The sequence below is a fragment of the Shewanella sp. SM21 genome (assembly GCF_025654335.1).
Classification (GTDB): Bacteria; Pseudomonadota; Gammaproteobacteria; order Enterobacterales; family Shewanellaceae; genus Shewanella; species Shewanella oncorhynchi.
In genome coordinates, this window is record NZ_JAKKRL010000001.1 from 55,178 (window position 1) to 75,028 (window position 19,851).

16 protein-coding genes are annotated in these 19,851 nt (G+C 45.7%); 6 read left to right on the top strand and 10 right to left on the bottom strand.

Annotation, left to right across the window (positions count from 1 at the left end):
* Window positions 1–212: 212 nt before the first annotated feature.
* From tyrR to phhA, 3 genes are all read right to left on the bottom strand, one after another.
* Window positions 213–1,751 (bottom strand): transcriptional regulator TyrR, encoded by a 1,539-nt coding sequence (tyrR, locus tag L5L94_RS00250; protein ID WP_113938940.1) that lies wholly within the window; start codon window positions 1,749–1,751, stop codon window positions 213–215.
* 268 nt (window positions 1,752–2,019) lie between these two features.
* Entirely contained in the window at window positions 2,020–2,358 is a 339-nt protein-coding gene (locus L5L94_RS00255; protein ID WP_106650051.1) for a 4a-hydroxytetrahydrobiopterin dehydratase, read from the bottom strand.
* A 131-nt stretch (window positions 2,359–2,489) separates the two neighbouring features.
* Window positions 2,490–3,290, bottom strand: a complete 801-nt coding sequence (gene phhA / locus L5L94_RS00260) for a phenylalanine 4-monooxygenase (RefSeq protein WP_212600043.1) — start codon at window positions 3,288–3,290, stop codon at window positions 2,490–2,492.
* A 321-nt stretch (window positions 3,291–3,611) separates the two neighbouring features.
* On the opposite strand from phhA, the gene galU reads away from it, so the two are divergent.
* The 6 genes from galU (at window position 3,612) to L5L94_RS00290 (ending at window position 10,738) form a co-directional block, all read left to right on the top strand.
* Window positions 3,612–4,520: a UTP--glucose-1-phosphate uridylyltransferase GalU gene (galU, locus tag L5L94_RS00265; RefSeq protein ID WP_263160644.1), complete on the top strand. Its 909-nt coding sequence runs from the start codon at window positions 3,612–3,614 to the stop codon at window positions 4,518–4,520.
* Window positions 4,520–5,533, top strand: coding sequence for a UDP-glucose 4-epimerase GalE (gene galE, locus L5L94_RS00270; RefSeq protein WP_263138117.1), 1,014 nt, complete (start codon window positions 4,520–4,522; stop codon window positions 5,531–5,533). Before galU ends, galE begins: the two co-directional genes overlap by 1 nt.
* Window positions 5,534–5,625: 92 nt before the next feature.
* Window positions 5,626–6,108 (top strand): ferredoxin-type protein NapF, encoded by a 483-nt coding sequence (gene napF / locus L5L94_RS00275; protein WP_263138116.1) that lies wholly within the window; start codon window positions 5,626–5,628, stop codon window positions 6,106–6,108.
* Between the two features lie 112 nt (window positions 6,109–6,220).
* Window positions 6,221–6,670 (top strand): polymer-forming cytoskeletal protein, encoded by a 450-nt coding sequence (locus L5L94_RS00280; protein ID WP_263160646.1) that lies wholly within the window; start codon window positions 6,221–6,223, stop codon window positions 6,668–6,670.
* 318 nt (window positions 6,671–6,988) lie between these two features.
* Window positions 6,989–7,963 (top strand): LysR family transcriptional regulator, encoded by a 975-nt coding sequence (locus L5L94_RS00285; RefSeq protein WP_113938944.1) that lies wholly within the window; start codon window positions 6,989–6,991, stop codon window positions 7,961–7,963.
* A 477-nt stretch (window positions 7,964–8,440) separates the two neighbouring features.
* The gene (locus tag L5L94_RS00290; protein WP_263138114.1) at window positions 8,441–10,738 is read left to right on the top strand and encodes an OmcA/MtrC family decaheme c-type cytochrome; all 2,298 of its coding nucleotides are present in this window, start codon (window positions 8,441–8,443) and stop codon (window positions 10,736–10,738) included.
* A gap of 107 nt (window positions 10,739–10,845) precedes the next feature.
* On the opposite strand, the gene L5L94_RS00295 is transcribed toward L5L94_RS00290, so the two are convergent.
* The 7 genes from L5L94_RS00295 to L5L94_RS00325 all read right to left on the bottom strand — a co-directional run bounded on the left by L5L94_RS00295 (window position 10,846) and on the right by L5L94_RS00325 (window position 19,834).
* A complete protein-coding gene (locus L5L94_RS00295) occupies window positions 10,846–11,529 on the bottom strand; it encodes a DUF2982 domain-containing protein (RefSeq protein ID WP_212600041.1) in 684 nt (227 codons plus the stop codon).
* Between the two features lie 71 nt (window positions 11,530–11,600).
* On the bottom strand, window positions 11,601–12,302 hold the full coding sequence (locus L5L94_RS00300) for a YdcF family protein (protein WP_263160919.1): 702 nt from the start codon (window positions 12,300–12,302) through the stop codon (window positions 11,601–11,603).
* 218 nt (window positions 12,303–12,520) lie between these two features.
* The gene (mak, locus tag L5L94_RS00305) at window positions 12,521–13,438 is read right to left on the bottom strand and encodes a fructokinase (protein WP_212600040.1); all 918 of its coding nucleotides are present in this window, start codon (window positions 13,436–13,438) and stop codon (window positions 12,521–12,523) included.
* Window positions 13,439–13,499: 61 nt separating this feature from the next.
* Entirely contained in the window at window positions 13,500–14,306 is an 807-nt protein-coding gene (gene cysQ / locus L5L94_RS00310; protein ID WP_263160647.1) for a 3'(2'),5'-bisphosphate nucleotidase CysQ, read from the bottom strand.
* Between the two features lie 357 nt (window positions 14,307–14,663).
* The gene (rfbD, locus tag L5L94_RS00315) at window positions 14,664–15,791 is read right to left on the bottom strand and encodes a dTDP-4-dehydrorhamnose reductase (protein ID WP_263160649.1); all 1,128 of its coding nucleotides are present in this window, start codon (window positions 15,789–15,791) and stop codon (window positions 14,664–14,666) included.
* 6 nt (window positions 15,792–15,797) lie between these two features.
* Entirely contained in the window at window positions 15,798–16,562 is a 765-nt protein-coding gene (locus L5L94_RS00320; protein ID WP_263160650.1) for a phosphatase, read from the bottom strand.
* A gap of 50 nt (window positions 16,563–16,612) precedes the next feature.
* Window positions 16,613–19,834: a DEAD/DEAH box helicase gene (locus L5L94_RS00325; RefSeq protein ID WP_263160652.1), complete on the bottom strand. Its 3,222-nt coding sequence runs from the start codon at window positions 19,832–19,834 to the stop codon at window positions 16,613–16,615.
* Window positions 19,835–19,851 lie beyond the last annotated feature (17 nt).

The window sequence follows — 19,851 nt, forward strand, 5'->3', positions numbered from 1 at the left end:
GTTGCGCGTAGAAATACCCGATGCAGCTCAAGATTCCTATAGCGTGACCAAAATCACATTTAGGTTAATTATTTCACATTTTGTAAACTAATCATTACGTTTATAACCTAGTTACCGCTTATCAATATCTCGGTAAGCAATATGCCTGAAAAGTCGGCAACTAAGTGGAACGATACTGTTACATTGACTGTGTCAACCCAACGAGACTCTGACTAACGGCGCTTGGCTATCTTGTATTCACGCAGTTTATTAGCAATAGCTGTGTGTGATACACCTAGCTTTTTCGCCAACTGGCGAGTGCTCGGATAGGCCGGATATAATCGACGCAACAGACTCGCTTCAAACTGCTTCATTGCATCGTCGAGATTGCCCTCAAACTCATTATCAAAGTAACCAAAACCTTCGGCGTATGACGGCAATTTCAGCTGTTCTACCGTCAACTCGGCCGAGCCATCCCACATAGACACGGCTCTAAATACCGCGTTCTTTAATTGGCGTACGTTACCTGGCCAAGCGTAGGTGAGCAAATGATCGCGGCACTGGGCCGAAATCCGCCGCACTGGGCTAGACAACTGTTGACTGTAATGTTCGAGGAACATTTCCGTCAGTGGAATGATATCGACTTTACGCTCACGTAATGACGGGATGTGATAACTCAGCACATGGATGCGATAGTACAAATCTTCCCTAAACTCGCCGGTTTGGCATAATTCAGCTAAATTCTTCTGGGTCGAGCAGATAATTCGCACATCTGCACGCACTTCTTCATCGCCCCCTATGCGTCTAAAAGTGCCATCTTGCAATAGCCGTAGCAGCTTAACTTGAGCCGCCCTAGACATTTCCGCCACTTCATCGAGAAATACTGTGCCCCCCTTAGCTTCTTCAAAAAAGCCCCGTTTGACGACTTTGCCCTGACTGACATAACCGAATAATTCCTCTTCGGCAGCGCTGTCGGGTAGAGCGGCGCAGTTGATGGCGATAAAAGGTTTTTCACGGCGCATCCCCGCATCATGGCTAGCTCTGGCCATTAATTCTTTGCCAGTACCCGTTTCACCCGTGATCAACAAAGGTGCATCGAGCTGGGCCATACGCCGCGCTTGCTTAAGCACTTCCTTCATCTTGTCACTGCTGGCTAATACATTTTCAAAGCCAGTGGTTTGGTTCTGCAGCGCGTTAAACTGTTTTCCAACGCGCGCAGGGGATTTCAGCGACACCACAGCACCAACCAAGATGGTTTTTTCATCCTCATCGGGTAGGTAAATCGGCAGCATTTCCGCTAAATATTCGTTTGGACCGATTTGAACTCGCGCCGCTTGTGGCAATACTTGTGCTTCACTCAACCAACGGCTGAAGTTAAAACCTTGCACCCAATGATTAAGCGACTCTTCGAGCACTTCGTGCTCACCCATGCCGATATTGAGCAAGGCGGACTCATTAACGATACGGATACGTGCCTTGGCATCGATAGAAAAAACGGAGTCGGGTAAGGTTTTGAGCAGGGTTTTAAGGGCGTAATGTTCTTGCTCTGAAGGCATAAATGACACCGTACGCACATCGTGCACGCTTTCCACTTTGCGGATCTGCGGCATCAAGGCACTCAAAGTTTCAAAACTAATTTCGGCAAATTGTAAGTACAGGAATCCTTGGTTACTGGCATCAATGGCAATTAAATTAATGCCATAACGCTCTAACACGACTAAGATATCTTTGGCTAAACCAACACGATCCTGACAGCTGACTTCCAAGCGCATAATGACTGATATTCCCTTTTTTGATTTGAATTTTGGGGATAAACCGTGCAGAGCTATTTTTCGCCTTAGGCTTTACAACAAAAATAACGCTTGCTAGGCAAATCGTTACCTTTGACGAAAACGTCAGCGATGAGGGGAAATAGCAGAGCCCGTATACGTTAGAAGGTTAAACTGAAAGTGGCAAGCCTAGTTTACAGTTGAATTGTAACAGGAAGAAAAAATCAGCATCATAAAACACGTTAAGATGCTGATTAAATTGATTAAATAATTAACCTAGTAACTGGTCTGTCTTGGCGGCCATGATGAAGTCATTCTTATGTAGCCCCTTAATGGAGTGTGACCACCAAGTGACAGTCACTTTACCCCATTCAGTGAAAATGCCGGGATGATGGAATTCTTCTTCCGCTAAATCCGCCAGCTTATTCGTGAATGCCATCGCCAGTTTAAAGTTTTTAAACTTGTAGACGCGCTCAAGCTGCATTACGCCGTCACGCACTTGCACGCCCCAGTCAGGGATCATACGAATAAGTTCTGCCAATTCTTCATCGGTCACTTTTGGTGCATCGGCTTGGCACGCTTCACATTTCATATTCGATAACGCAGTCATACATACTCCTGTTGGCAACATTGATAGAGATATTCAGTTGCACTTTACTCATTACTTATTAATTACTTAAATCACATGACTAAATTAGATGGCGACTCAAATAACACATCAAACCATCCATCGAATCGAGACTAGCTCGCCTTGGCTTTGGGAGGATATTTAGGAGCAAATAAACCTAACTGACGTGCCTTAGTGACATAACTCATGATGTCCATTTTGGCAATTTCATCAAGCATATCAATGTGCTCAATCACATAATAAATCGGCTGCATAATGTCGATGCGATATGGGGTTCGCAGCACATTCAATAAATCAAAAGGCTGACGTTCTGGCACGTCACTTTCCATTGCATATAAAGTTTCACCAGGTGAGCTTAAAATACCGCCACCATAGATACACAAGGGGCCATCTTTAGGCTGTAGCAAGCCAAACTCAACCGTAAACCAGTATAAACGCGCTAAAAACACCCTTTCTTCTTTGCTGGCATTTAAACCTAATTGGCCATACATATGTGAAAAATTGGCAAATGAAGGGTTGGTGAGCAAAGGGCAGTGACCAAAAATTTCATGAAAAATATCAGGCTCTTGAAGGTAATCAAACTCTTCCTTACGGCGAATGAATGTCGCCACAGGAAACTCTTTATTGGCCAGTAGTTCAAAGAAACGGCCGAAGGAAATAAGCGCAGGTACGGCTGCCGTTTTCCAGCCGGTGGTAGCTTGCAATACAGTATCAATTTCAGTAAGTTGCGGAATACGATTCTTTGGCAAAGCCAAGGCATCTAGCCCTTGCAAATACTCCTTACAGGCACGGCCAGGCAGGTTTATCGCTTGACGGGCATAAAGCTGGCTCCAAATCTCATGTTCTTCTTGCGGGTAGTTGATAAACCCTGTGTCATCAGCTCTGTGAGCGATGTACTCTGTTCCTTTCGTCATAGTCTTCACTTAGTGGCTAGCGCTCATGGAACCATAGTGATCTAAGCCTTTAAATTTGTTAACTCCCTCACACTTTATTCTTGCACCACCACTGTGACGTAAACGTAAAGCAAATATTACAAGGGTATTAAAAACGCCATGCAATTGCACATCACCCATGCTGGATGAGATGCTCTGTGCTACCTTTGCTAAAACTTACGTCGACTTCGCTGTAAAAATACTTAAATATCCTAAGTTTTCAGCGTTTCTAAATAGCTTTTCTGTGCAGGTCATTTACAATATTGGCCATTAACCGCATCTCCTTGACCTAAAAGGTTCGCAATGAAACAACATCAAATTCGTAAAGCCGTTATTCCTGTCGCAGGCCTAGGCACTCGTATGCTTCCAGCGACCAAAGCAATTCCAAAGGAAATGTTACCCGTTGTCGATAAGCCATTGATTCAATACGTAGTAAGTGAAGCTATTGCGGCTGGGATCAAAGAAATTGTACTCGTGACCCACGCCAGTAAAAACTCTATCGAAAACCATTTCGATACCAGTTTCGAATTAGAAGCCCAATTAGAACGCCGCGTTAAACGTCAGTTACTTGAAGCCGTACAATCTATTTGTCCTAAAGATGTAACAGTGATCAGCGTGCGCCAATCTCAAGCTAAAGGCTTAGGTCATGCGATTTTGTGTGCTAAATCCGTCGTCGGCGATGCACCATTTGCCGTATTGCTACCGGATGTGATCATAGATGAAGCCAGCTGTGACCTTCGTAGCGATAACTTAGCCGCTATGGTTGCCCTGTTTGATGAAACCCAAGTCGGTCAAATCATGGTGGAAGGCGTGCCACATAACGTCGTCAACCAATACGGTATTGCCGATGTGAATGGTCATGATTTACAACCGGGTGAATCTGAGCCATTAGTCGAACTAGTTGAAAAACCCTCTGTAGATGAAGCTCCTTCTAATTTAGCCGTTGTAGGCCGTTATGTGTTACCTGCCACCATTTGGCCACTACTGGCTAAAACCCCTGCGGGCGCAGGCGATGAAATTCAATTAACGGATGCGATTGCGATGTTAATGAAGCAAGAAACCGTAAATGCTTACTACATGGAAGGTAAGAGCCATGACTGTGGTAACAAGCAAGGTTATATGCGTGCTAACGTTGAATATGCCCTGCGCCACAGCGAAATCGGTGAAGATTTTGCGCACTATTTAAAAACCGTTGTAAAAGGAATTAAGTAATGACGATTTTAGTGACCGGTGGTGCTGGCTATATTGGCACCCACACAGTAGTAGAACTGCTCAATGCTGGTAATGATTTGATTGTATTGGACAACTTGTCTAATTCAAGCATAGAAGCCTTAAACCGAGTCGAGCGGATCACTGGTAAATCGGTTACTTTCTATCAAGGCGATATTCTCAATAAAGCGTTATTGCAGAAAGTGTTTAACGATCATGCTATTAATTCAGTTATCCACTTTGCAGGATTAAAAGCGGTGGGAGAATCCGTCGCAAAACCCCTGAAGTATTATGAGAATAACGTTACGGGTACGCTTATCCTTTGCCAAGTCATGGCAGAATTTAAGGTAAAAAATCTCGTGTTCAGCTCATCGGCAACAGTGTATGGCGATCCCGCAAGTTTACCGATCACCGAAGACTTTCCCACAGGGGCAACAAACCCTTATGGTCAGTCTAAGTTGATGGTTGAACATATACTGGCAGATGTACACAATGCCGATCCGAGCTGGAATATCGCCCGTCTGCGCTATTTTAATCCGGTTGGCGCCCATGCCAGTGGTTTAATCGGCGAAGATCCTAACGATATCCCTAACAACTTGATGCCCTTTATTGCGCAGGTTGCCGTGGGTAAACGCACCGCCTTGAGCGTGTTTGGTAATGATTATCCGACTCACGACGGTACCGGCGTGCGTGACTATATCCATGTCGTGGATTTAGCCAATGGCCATTTAAAAGCGCTTGCAAAATTGGCCACTAAACCTGGTCTAGTGACCTATAACTTAGGCACAGGCCAAGGATATAGTGTATTAGACATGGTTAAGGCCTTTGAAAAAGCCTGTGGTAACACCATTGCCTACCAAATTGCGCCACGTCGCCCAGGGGATATTGCCGCCTGCTACGCCGATCCAACCCACGCAAGGGAAGATCTTGGCTGGCAAGCGACTCATACCCTAGAAGATATGGCCAACAGTAGCTGGCATTGGCAATCAACCAATCCCAATGGTTATAACGGCTAATAACTTGAATGGCTTGTGGAAATCTCCCAAGCCATTTTTCTTTATCCCTCTAAATACCGTCGCTTTACATCATTAACCACCCGAGGAGCAACATGACTCAAAGTATTAATCACAGCCGTCGCAGCCTCTTTCGCCGGCGTAAAGATAATGCGATAAGGCCGCCTTGGGTACGTGATGATATCGAGTTCACCGATGTGTGTACCCGTTGTTCCGCCTGTCTTGAGGTTTGTGAAACTCACATTATCATCAAAGGTGATGGCGGATTTCCTGAAGTCTCCTTTAAGGACAATGAGTGCACATTTTGTACCCTGTGTGCTAAGGCTTGCCCTGAAAATATTTTCGATTTGACTCAAGCACCTTGGCAATACCAAGCCCATGTTCAAGAAAGCTGCTTAACCTTTCAAGGGATCTGGTGCCAAAGTTGTAAGGATGCCTGCGAACCAAGAGCCATCAGCTTTGTGCTCAGTATTGGTCAGGCTCCGAGCCCCAAAATAGACCTTGATCTTTGTACTGGATGCGGTGCCTGCGTAGCTCCTTGCCCTAGCAAAGCCATTGAGATAAAACGACCAACTTGATAGAAACACTGTAATTGCATTAACACATGCCGAGCTGTGCTTCTCCTGGATTTTAAGCTAGTATCGCGCCTCTGTTGAACTCAGTTAATCCCTTCTCGAATTAAGTTAATTTATGATGATGTTTGTAAAAAAACTGTTTTTCCCGCCTAAAAAAAGTACCTCTTTTAGCTTTATTGCTCGAGGCACTAAACTCACGGGAAATATCGAATTAACAGGCGACGTGCTTGTTGGCGGTGATATCCAAGGTCAGCTGCTTTCTGAGGCCAATATCACCATAGAACAAGGCGGTATAATTCAAGGTGAAGTAAAGTGCCATGAATTTATCGTCGATGGGCACTTCAAAGGCAGACTCATTTGTGAGCGTTTAGTGATCCAACGTAATGGTGTTGTCGACGGCGAAGTGGCAAGTACCTCAATGCAAATCCTTGAGGGTGGCCAATTTATCGGGATGCGGATTAAAGAAGATGCACCAACCATTTATTCCCATGCAATAGGCCATACCCCAACAGCAGATCCACTCAACTTACCGTCCGTGCAAAACGACGTCATAGAATCTCATTAATCCGAAATGCATCACTATCGTTTGCTCGCCGCCTTAGGTGAGCAGACTTTGACTCACTCTTTTAGCTCAATCATTCCTTATCGCTCGACGCTAAACATAGCGCCTACTCATCTAACTCTCCCCAACTCTCCCCTTTACAATGGTTAAATAATTGTTATTTTGCCGAGAGGGATCACAGTTAATCCGCATGCTGAATGTTAATCTTGGCAGTTAGTATCCATGATATTTGATCGCGGTGGTTCGGGTAATCGCAAGGACACAGAACTCCCCTAATAGCGCCGCAAAAACATTTAAGACTCATACAGGGCAAAATACAAAATGAGCAACTTATTACTAAAACAGATCTGTGAACTCGATGTTTTTACCTTGCTTGTATTTAAAAGTATTTTCGACACTGGGCACGCAAATAGCGCGGCCAAAGCGCTAGATGTTTCTGCACCCAAAATAAGCCGCTGCCTCAATGCATTACGCCTAACCTTTAACGATGAACTATTTTATCGTCGTCAACAGGGGCTTAAACCGACGCCTTTAGCAGAAAGTCTCTACGTTGCTATTTGCCAGTTTACTGAATCGGTTTATCACCTCGAACAATCTGCGATCCAGATACAAAATGCGGCCATCAATACCGACTTACCGCTGCATATCGCTGCTTGTAATGGCCTGCTAAGCTTTTTAGCGCCTCAGTTAAGTACTCCTGAACTTGCCCAAAAGCTAGGACAAATACGCTTACATAAATGGCAGGAAAATAGCGCTGAGTTGATCCACGCAGGTGCGCTTGATTTTGGGATTACGTTTGAAAGTGCTGAAAATAAAGAATTAAGTTACACCAAACTTGGCTCAATCAATGGCATTTATATCGTTGCAGCCAAGCAACACCCACTTTGGGACGTTGAGACGAATATTACCTTAGAGCAAATTTGTCGCCATCCGTTTCTATTTCAAGAACTCAAGGGCTTTAACAGTAAAATCGATCCCTTAGAATTATTTTGCCAGCGCCAAGGTATCTTACTGCCTACAGTAGAGAAAGTGATAGACAGGGAGGAATGGTATGCCCATCTATTAACCATGAAGAGTGTGGCTTTTTGTTCCAGCATTGATATGCACACAGTTAAACATATGCCCGGATTACATCTCGAGCGCCTTAGCGACACAGAGCTTAATAGACTCCACGAAACTATGATGGCGCCACATTATTATCTGATTGAGAAACCTGCAGTTCATCGGCGTTACAGCCAAAGCCAGTGTGATCTCGTCGTGCGCTCCTTACTTGCCGCACTCGAACCAGCACACTAATACAAAAATAGATTACACACTAAGTTCATCAACCTAGCTTACGTCATGGATGTTAAGTGGGTTAAGTGGGTTTACTGGGCTATGGCTTCTATTTATCAAAGGCACAATTCAATCACTTTAAAATGCCATATCGTCCCCCTATCCTCGCTCTCTTATCCCATTGCTTTTGTGCTCAAAACCTTAAGATAACGACTTAAGATTTAGGCTCTTTTAACATCGTTCATTTTGCTTAACCGAAAATGAATTCATCATTTCGACCTAAGTTTAAAGATTGAAATTGTGATACACATCATAGGCTAACAGCTTAATTTCACTATTTAAAATATCAAAATGCAAAGTTTAGAATTACCATTCACGGGTGTTAAATCATCGTTCACATATCAGATACAAATTTGCAAATACCACTTTATAAGTAGATGAATCCTCCTATATTAGAGGCACTGCACACGCAGTCTTATAGATAGAAAAAGGGACGCGATGATGAAAAACTACAATAAATCTCTACTGGCACTGGCTCTCGTCAGTACCTTAAGTCTTACCGCCTGCGGGGACGGAAGCGATGGTCAAGATGGGGCACCTGGCACACCAGGTACACCCGGAACACCAGGCACTCCCGGAACACCAGGTACACCCGGAGCCCCTGCGGGTTCCTTCGCAACGACAGCTCAATCCATTACAGATCTGGCATTCACGTTAAGTCCTGCTGACATTAAAGTGACCAGCAGTGAAGGCTTCAGTGTTAAATTTACTGTTACGGGTAAAAATGCAGGCAAAGTAGTCCCTTTCAAAGGACTGGATAAAATTGCAATTTATTCTTTAACAGCAAATGAAAACACCTCAGGTACTGGCGCGCCGATTGAGTGGCAAAATAATGCCACGGCAAATGCCGCTGGCACTTCGTTAACTTGTACTCTAAACGGCCTGAACGGAACTAAAAACGCTTGTACTTTAACCGAAGATACAGCGACGCCAGGCACTTACACAGCAACTTGGACTTATGGTGGCGCAGCGCCAATCATTAATCCAAATGATAATCCAAACGCAGTACACAGAGTCTTTTTACGTGCTTACAACATCGCCGATAGTACTGGTGTTGTCCTATCTGACAAGATTTTGTCTGTACCCGTTGATTTTATCCCTGCAACAGATGAATTAGGTGTATCGGGTAAAGACACAGTATCTAGTGCGGCATGTAAAAACTGTCACGGTGAAGTAGACGGCCATATCGCGAAGATTGAAGCCCATCATAACTACCAAGATGTTAAAAACTGCGTAACTTGTCATAACCCTGATCTCGTTCCAAGTGACGCACAACTGGCCGAAGGTTGGGTATTTGATTTTGCTCCCATGATCCATAGGATCCACGCAGGTCATCACATCAGTGACAGCTTAAGTGGCGAAGCAAAAGAATATTTCGGTGAAGTTGGTTTCCCATCTGATTTGAAAGAATGTAAATCTTGTCATGATGGTGCACCAAGTTATAACACCAATATTTATGCGCAAGCTTGTGTGGGTTGTCATATCAATGTGAACTTCACCACTGGCGAAAACCATTCAGAATTTGGTTTAGCCCAAGCTGATGATACTCAATGTAAATCTTGCCATGGCAGCGGTAGCTTAACACCTGAAGCTGTACACAGTGTCGGTAAACGCGCTGAGTATGCAAGCCTATTCAAAGTTGACTTTACCAGTGCAGCAGTAGTGACTTCAGCAACACCTGGAATGAAAACATTGACATTAAAAGCCAATGTGACCATGAATGGCGCTGCAATTCCTAACGGAACCGATTTAAAAGTGTATAACGCGACAACTAACCCTACTGGTATGTTTGTGGCTAACGGCTTATTACTGGGTAACGTAACCACTGATGGTACTGTTTATGCTTGGAGAGATGTCAAACCAACAGCAATAGCTCTTAAGCTTGAAAATGGTACGCTGGCCGATGGTGTATTAACCTTCGTAAAAGATATTCCCGATGCCCAAGCTGTTGGTACTATCTACGTCAGTTCAGAAGCCAACGTCTGTATCAAAGCAGGTAAAGTGAGTAGCTGTAATGCCACAGGACTTGAATTTGGCCCAACAAATCCAATTGGTAACACTGCTCCTGTTAAATTCTATAGCTTAGATGCTTCTGCAGTAGTTAAAGCTCGAATGACAGATCCTGCTCGAATTACCGTAGAAGAAGCAAAATGTAACGCCTGTCACGGCACCTTAGATTATATCAAGGGCACCAGACACGGAACTTACACTTTTGATCAATGTATGAACTGTCACAACGATACAACAGGTGCATCAGGCCATAAAACAGTGGTTTCTAAAGGTGAAGACGGTAGCAAAGTCATTAATCCAGAAGTCACTTTCAATAACAAAGACTTATTCACCGTCGCCCACCGCTTCCACAGTGGTAACTTTGATGTTATCGCAGGGATCTTCCGCGATGCCAATGGTGAATTAGTCGGTTATCCATCACCAGAAACTGCATGTTCTGCATGTCACAAAGATGATGCAAAACTGTTTGCGACTGACGGTGGTTTAGCCTCTGAGAAACGTTCAATCAAAGTGGGTAGCAACTACATTAGCCCAGTAGCTGAATCATGCCGTAGCTGTCACGCTCACTCTGATGCAGCGGCTGTCGCTCACTTTAGAAGCAACGGTGCTGTGGTTGAAGCTGATGCAATGACAGATCCTAACTTACCAGTAGAATCTTGCGCAACTTGTCATGCTGAAGGTAAAACCTACGGTGTAGATAAGGTACACGCAGAGGTAGCACACTAGTACCTTTGGGTTGCCCCTGCACAACCCAAACTTTAATCTCTGCAACTCATTGGGGACCCTAGGGTCCCCTTTTTTATTGCTGATGATCTTCAATTGAGATTGTAGATTTAACCAGCTGAGCGGCTACATTGTGCAATACGTTGTCTAAGTAACTTAATAAAGTCCTTAGGTTCCCTATCTAAACTGTCATGGGGAATATACAAGTGATACCCTAAACGCGTATCTAACATCACGCAGCGATGCCCAAACATAGCCAATACGCCACGATAACGATCCCCTTCTATCACTAAAGGGCCAAACTCAGCGCCGAGATAAGTTTCTAAAGTCGCTAAATCTGCATCTTGAGAGGCAGCCGTCACCAGCAAAGGTCGCTGTTCAGTTAATAATCCTGTTGCTAGACGCAGGGAAATATTATCGAGAATGGGATTTAAATGTTTCAGTTTAATGCCTAAATAAGATAACTCTATAGTATCTAAACCATTAGTCACCCGCGGAATATCGACCCGCTGAATATTATCCCAATCGATAGCCACTTTGCCGCGGCGATGAAAATAGGTCAGCCCCTTGTCATCTAGTGCTAGAGTCGTTTCCGGCTCATACACCTTGGCTAAACCGAGAATGAGTGAAATAGCGCCCAAACTAAAAAACATCAAACCGACAGCAAACAAGGCCGGCCACGTCAGAAACAGTCCCAAACCCAGCACCAGACTTAAGCCTCCCAGCCAAGTTAAGGTTAACCCATTTCGTTTCGATAAAGGACGCACAGATACTATTTCTGACTCAATTGTCATTGTTCATCTTCCTGTTAAAACTCACTATCTTTAGACTGAACTTGGCAAACCACACCCTTAACTTGCCATCTTTAACTTACGGCCTTTATCCATAACCACAAACGGCCAATGTATTCGTGAATCGCCCGTTGAGAAGCCACTAAATTATCGGCGGTTAACCGCCACCAAAAATCATCTCGGCCAATAAAATCCGTTGGGGCAGCATCGGGGTGTAAGCCTTTAGCGGCGAAAATAGCCATCGCCCTTGGCATATGAGTGGCCGATGTGACTAAGCGAAAGGGCTCCTCCCCTAACTCCCACTTTAAGTATTGCGCTTCTTCTATCGTATCGCGCGCCAGTGGAAATTGAATAATTCGGCTTTTATCAACACCTAGCTCTACCGCGGCTTTAGCCATCATTTCAGCATGGGAAAATTGAGTGAGTTCACCACCCCAGCCGCTGACGATCAACATACACTCTTGACCCAACTTAAGTTGCCGAATTCCTTCAGTTAACCTTGTAAGGGCGACGTCCGATAAGGATTGCACCGCCGTCGCTCCCGCTATATCAGCATGCCCTGAACCTAATACCATCACAAAACAAGCGCCTGCGATGGGCGTGGAATTAATCGGGTAAGCTGATTCTAACGGCCGCACTAAGGTATTCACACTCAGTTGACTGCTTAAAAACAGTAAGAGAAAAAAAGCGCAGGATACTAAGTATTTCGCCATACTGCGACGGCGCCATACTAGAAAAGAAATCAGTAATAACAATAGGATAAAGGGAATCGGCATCATCCCCTGTGAAACAACTTTCTTAACCCAAAACATGATGTCCATGCCAAGCAATCCAAAGGAGCGCAATCATAGCATCAAAATACGGGGGGAATACATCGCACATAAAGCTAGCCCAGCGTTTTACTGGGCTATTGTTTACAAGACTCTGATATCACTAGACGTTGATTTCATAGCGTAATGAGTTCACTGGTGGAGTTTATATCCTCAATAATGGATCACTTTTCCCACAACCAAGCGGCACCGCGCACTCCCGATGAACAACCGTATAGATTCTGCACCACAGGCGTATGACACTCACGTCCCACCACATAATGGGCCAGCAATGCCGGTAATCTTGGGTAAATCGCCGCGACATTCGACATTCCGCCGCCCAACACTATGGCATCGGGATCGAGCATATTGATCACATGGGCGAGTGAACGAGCGAGTCTATCCATATAACGATCAAATGCAGCAACCGCAATGGCGTCACCTTCATCGACTAATAACATAATATCGGCACCTGATTTGGCAGCAGCGCGCACGGTACCCGCTGCAGTCAAAGCCGCATTATAATCACGCACAAAGCCAGTACCTGAAATAAAGGTCTCGATACAATCGGGATTACCACAGAAGCAACGGGTGGTATTGAACTCTTCCTTAGTCATCCAAGGCAGAGGATTATGACCCCATTCACCGCCGATACCATTACCACCACCGTGAACTTTGCCGTTAATTGCCACACCCGCGCCGCAGCCAGTACCAATAATCACGCCAAACACCACAGAAGCGCCAGCGGCTGCCCCATCGACCGCCTCTGATACCGCAAAACAGTTTGCATCATTGGCAACCCGCACTTCACGCTGCAACAATTCCCCTAAATGTACATCGAGGGGCTGACCATTGATCCACGTCGAGTTAGCATTTTTGACTAAACCTGAATAGGGCGATACCACACCTGGAATACCCACGCCGACAGTGCCTTTCTCGCCAAGAGTCGCTTCCGCTTCCTTAACTAAATCAACCACCGCAGCAAGCGTGCCCTGATAGTCACGTGGCGTCGTCACACGTTTGCGAAATAACTCATTGCCCTCATCACTCAGTGCGACTAATTCTATTTTTGTTCCGCCTAAATCGACGCCCATGCGCATCATGAATTACCACTCCAGTGTTTAGCTTGCCCTTTCATCAAGTGAGATTGATGCAAGGCAATCGTTATTTTACCCAGCCAGGAGCTGTGGCAATAAAGTAAGGGTTTAAAATGTCAGGTTTTTGATTATAAGTTAATGGTTCACCTGAGTCATAACAGACAACTGTGCCGCCTGCACTTTCGAGTACAGCTTGCGCCGCTGCGGTATCCCACTCGCTGGTTGGGCCAAGTCTGGGGTACAGATCGGCACTGCCTTCAGCCAACATACAAAACTTAAGCGAGCTACCCACGCTTAAGATGTCATGCTCACCAAACTGTTGTAAATATTGCGCTAAGCCAGGGCTCAAGTGCGAGCGACTGCCGACAATCATCGGCATTTCGCGTGGCGTATTGGCGCCCAATAAGGGGCTCTCTTGACCCGCTTGTTGGCGCCATGCACCTAAATGTTTAGCGCCGTAATAATACGTATCGAGCACAGGCGCATATACTACACCTGCGATAGCAACCCCTTGATGGATAAGTGCAATATTGACGGTAAACTCGCCATTGCGCTTAATAAATTCCTTAGTGCCATCTAAAGGATCAATCAACCAATAGGTTTGCCATTGACGACGCACGTCCCACGCGATATCCGCCGCTTCCTCAGACATAATAGGAATACCGACAAACTGCTTTGCCAATGCCGCCACTATCACGTGGTGCGCGGCTAAATCGGCGGCCGTCACAGGGCTATCGTCCCCCTTATGGCTCACCGAAAAGTCATCTTGACCATAAACTGTCATAATGGCATTGCCTGCGGCTTTGGCAATCGCGACCACTTGCAGTAGATCTTGTTTGGTCAATGTCTGCGCTATTGTCGTCTTGTCTGTCACTGAAACTTCCTTAATGCATTAAATATCTTGGCATTATGCCATTGTCATCCAAGGGGAATTTAGAACAAATTCATCATACATCAAGCAAAATAGACTAAGACTCGCAGCTTAAACCGCGGCGCACAAAACCACAGATAAACAAAGTGATTACGATACTAAGGCAAGCCATTGGCGCTGAGAAGAGGCTTAAGTCCAGCTGCATTCGTATTCACAGCCTATGTTTTCATATTGATAGTCTAAAGCCGTCGCTTAAATCTGATTATTGGCGGGCTTTTTGTTTTCGAAAGCGTTAATCACTGCGATGACGTAAACGCTTAACGCCTGATTAAAACTGCCTAAACCCAAATGTGAGTCACGTTAATTGTCGTCATAATAGCGTCGCAACATGCAATTCAGTTGCTGACGCCAATCTTGCCATACGACGTTATCAGGCATAGACAGTGCGGTATTGACAGCCAAAGCGGACTGCACTTTGGCACTATTCAACACGCTATAACTCGGTCTTTTTGCCAAACTCACGCCGCGATTTAATGCTTGTTTAGCATAGTGAGCACTGGTAATCGGCTGGATAACCACAGGTTGACTTAACAGATTGAGCGCTAGGGCTTGTCGCTGGATTTCACAGGCAAACTCATACCAACTGCATTGGCCTTGAGCGCTGTAATGAAATACGCCCGAGCACTGTTGCATGACTAATTGCCAAATCACCTTAGCGAGTGCATCACTCCACGTCGGACAGCCGATTTGATCGACTATCACCTGCAATCTTGGTTGAGTGCGCATCAAGTTCAGCATGGTTTGGACAAAATTATGCCCATCTTGACCGTAGAGCCATGAGGTACGCACAATCGTTGCATCCTCGCCCAGAACCGCCAATACCTTCTGCTCGCCGAGCAACTTACTCGTACCGTAAGCAGACAACGGCTCGGGAGCATCAATTTCAACAAATGGCCTTGGTAAATGATTTGAAGCTGAGTCTGGATTTTGATACGGCTCAGCGCCAGTTTCTCTAACATCACAAACAGCATGACCACCAAACACATAATCGCTCGACACATGCAGTAGGCGCGCCCCCGACAGCCAACATTGCTGCGCCAATAACTCAGGGCCGAGTGCATTCACGCGATTCGCTTCGATTGCATCATGCTCAGCAGCATCCACTGCATTATAGGCCGCACAATTTATCACCCAGCTTGGTCGATATTGAGTAAACACGGCAGCAATATTGGCGGCATCGGTAATGTCTAACTGACTACGACTTAGCGCATAAAGCTTAAGTGGTACGACTGAGTTTGTACTTGTACTTGTACTTGTACTTGTGCTGGTATTTGGGGCTAGCTCACCAATATCGGCAGCGACTCTCAGCAAGGCTTGAGCGAGCTGACTCTTCGCACCAGTGATTAACACCACTTGAGGAGTGTTAGCGTCTGTGGCACTCGCCGCCCCGCATTGAAGTGGCGTCACTTTAGTTGCCACTATTTTCATCACTAATCAACAGCATGGCTCATCGTCACTGAATAAGGGGATCAAATCAGCAACGGTTTCATGGCCACGGGCGGCTAAAAAGGCCAAGAGTGCTGAAGGACTACGATTAAGTAATCGTGATGGCGGATAAGCCACTTCATCGATAATCGCTTGCGCCCGCGCAAAACCGCCTAAGCTAAAAGCCACGTGGGAATCAGAGCCCATAACTAAAATCGTGCCAAATTCCTTGGCCGCTTTGGCAATCGCAGTGCAATTGGCTTCGCTGCCCTTACGGGACACTTCAAAGGAGGAATTGTTAATTTCAAGCGCTACACCGTATTCGGCAGCGGCGCGGGCAACGGCTTCAATATCAATTGGATAGGCTGGATTCCCCGGATGGGTAATGATATCGACCTTGCCACTCTTAATCGCATTAATCATGGCCTCTGTGTGAGTTGCTTTATCTGACGGAGGATAGACGGGCTCATGAAATCCTGCGAGCACAATATCGAGCTGCTTTAAATAATCACCAAAGAAATCAATCTCGCCGTCGATATTTTTGATATTAGCTTCGATACCCCGCAAAATCCCGACGCCATCAACCATACGTGGCAAAACTCTTAAATTCACAAAGTGCCAAAAATGCGGCGCATCGGCCATCGCAGGCCCATGATCTGTGGTGGCAAATAGGCGAATCCCCTTCTGCTTTGCCACCGCTAAGTAGTCATGAATCGTGCTATAAGCATGGCTCGAAGCCACAGTATGGGTATGAGTGTCGACTTGGTACAGCATGGTTCACCTCAGTCAAATGATTCAATCAATTTAGGAAAACTGGCCACAATTTAGCTAAAAAGCGATAACAGTTCATCGGCACTTCCTTGCCATGTGCCCTTGCCTTTACCTTCGAGAATACTGTCCGCCAGACTTTGCTTATGCTGCTGCATTTCTTGGATTTTTTCTTCGACTGTACCTTCTGCAATCAGCTTATAGACAAACACGGGCTTATCTTGGCCGATACGATGGGCTCTATCCGTAGCCTGTTTTTCCGCCGCCGGATTCCACCAGGGATCATAGTGGATCACAGTATCCGCCGCGGTGAGATTGAGCCCAGTTCCGCCCGCTTTTAAGCTGATTAAGAACACAGGCGTATCGCCCTCTTGGAACTTATCTATCTGCGCTTGGCGCAGGCGAGTTTGTCCGGTGAGTTTACTGTAATCGAGCCCCAGGTCCACCAGCTCAGCTTCAATCAAGCTGAGCATGCTAGTGAACTGGCTGAAGATCAATATCTTACGCCCCTCTTGCACCATTTCTGGTAAGTTCTGCTTCAGCCAGTCTAACTTAGCATTATTCTTCACTTTCTGCGCTTGCTCTAACTTCACCAAGCGCGGATCACAGCAGGCTTGGCGTAGCTTAAGTAAGGCATCGAGAAACTCGATATGACTGCTACCAACGCCTTGAGTGGCAAATAAATCCCGCAGTTTTTTCTCCATCACCAGTCGAATACTCTCGTAGAGATTTCGCTGATCTTTTTCTAACTCTAAGCTCTGGGAGATTTCGGTTTTAGGGGGTAATTCACCGACCACTTCATCTTTGGTTCGGCGCAGCACAAAAGGCGCAATCCGTTGACTCAAGATTTGCGCTTGTTCCATATCCCCATAACGTTCAATTTTGTGCCTAAAGGATTTGTTAAAGAAGGCATTCGTGCCGAGTAGTCCGGGCAAACAAAAATCCATTAAAGACTTAAGTTCGCCCAAATGATTTTCAAGCGGCGTACCCGACAGGCACAATCTAAACGGCGCTTTAAGATCTTTAATCACTTGAGTCACTTTCGCCTGCGCATTTTTTATCTGCTGCGCTTCATCCAGCACGATATGTTCAAACACCTGCCGTTGATAATAGTCACTGTCACGCACGATCAGCGGATAGGTCGTCACCACAATATCAAACTCATTTAAGCGTTCGAGCAAAGGCTTGCGTAAAGCACCATGAATAACGACTAGCTTTAACGAAGGCGCAAATTTCGCGGCTTCTTTCGCCCAATTACCCACCAAGCTCGTTGGGCAAATAATTAAACTCGGTGAACAACTTGCCACCGTGGATTTTAGTTCTTGCTGCTTGAGTAAAAAAGCCAAGGTTTGAATGGTTTTACCCAGCCCCATATCATCGGCCAAAATACCGCCAAGCTGATATTCCTTTAAGAAACAGAGCCAATTCAACCCTTGCTGTTGATACTGACGTAATTCAGCATTTAAGTTGTCTGGGACTGCGACCTCTAACACACCGTTAAAATTTTCGAGCTTAGTCGCTAAACTGCGCACTCGTTCACCATTAAGCAGACGAATATCACTGTCGGCAAAATCATTTAATAGGTGGGCACGGTATTTAGGCAAAGACACGCTGTTGCCTTTGTGGCTATCGAACAGTTCTAAAATAATGCTGATCAGCGGCTTAATCACGCTGGCTTTGACTTTTAACCAATCACCATTTGGGCTTGGTAACAGTAGTTCTGCATCATCGGCGGGCTCACCGTACTGCTTAAGCCAAGTGGCAATTAAGGGCAACATAGGCACGATTTGACCATCGATATCAGCATTCAGTGACAGAGAAAACCACCCCTCTTGCGTATCATCCAGCTCAATCGCCAGCGGAGTCTCAATGACATTTAAGCTGAAATTGTCGGCAAAATGCACTTGGTAGCCCAAGGCCTCCAGGATCGGGATTTCCTGTTGAATAAAGTGCAACCAAGCATCAATCGTTTCAGGCAGTGAACCTAACCCCCAAATACTGACATAGCTGCCACTGTTTGGGATAAAAGAAGGCGCCAGCTCCACCAGTTCCAATGCCATCAGACGATTAATCGCATCCATTTCCGCATCGAGTTGACGCACGACTTGATAGGTTTTGCCTTGATGAGTGACTAAGGACAAGGGCTCGTCGGGATATTGGCCGCCGAGCACCACGTCTTGATAGACAAATTCCAACAGCACTAATGGCTGCGCCATAGCAAACTCAGGTAAATCCTGCGAGGTTAAGGTCAACCTAACTTGAAGCGGCACTTGCAGCTCGACAAAATCAATCAAAGCAGGTGTAGGTACCGTTTTCGCCGAAAAATGCTTAATCAGTTTGTGGCTCACCAGTTCAATCTGTGAGCTAGGCACTGGAGGCATCTGACTGAGTAATAACAGCTTTTCAACACTGATCTCAGTGTCCAATGCGCCCACTTTAAAATAATCTAAATCGATATAAGTCGGTGGCTCACAGGGGATAAGCTCCCAATTGTCTTTATTGGGCAGCATTAACTGCATTTGTTTATGCTCGGCATCCTTATCTAGCCAAATGAATTCAGGCTTGCTCGCTTCACCTCGGGTGAGCGGTAAACGACTCTCCTCCCAAAAACACCGCCCAGTGACGAGCATTTTTTCCAGTGCCATGGCACCTAACTGAGCTTTAAGATACAGACGCGAGGCACCATGGCGACGGGTTGACATGATGAGATTGATGATGAGCACATCTTCTGCGCCAATCCAAGCGGGCATATAATATTGCACGTCAGACAAAGCGATTTTCGAGCCTTTGTTATAGCCGCCATTCTTTGCCAACTTGCCTTTTCTTAGCTCAAGAAACACACCGTTATCATCTTTAGATAATACGTAGAGCACGCGATCGTCGTAGAGTAAATCGACATTTGAAACCATGAGATCATCACTTTCGTCTAGCAGATGTAACCACTGAGCAATACGTTGATCTTCAACGGTTCTATCACTCAGTAAACTGTAAAGTACGGCAGCAATATGTTTGCAATGCCCAGTGGCGGGACATGAACAGAAGCCATTCATGATCAACTTATGGTTCATGCTGACAAGGCGAATATCCTGCCGATAGGGCTGGGATTCCGTCCCCATGACACGACCTTCAATATGACGAAAATCGGCGTTCGCTTTAGCGCTCAACACCCGTCCTTTCATCACATAATCACGGGCGCGCATTAAGGTTGGCGGCGTGAATAATGACTCTATAGTGGTTCGAGTCAATTGGATAGGATCTTGGGGGGACAAGCGATTCATGTAAAAACCTTGAAACT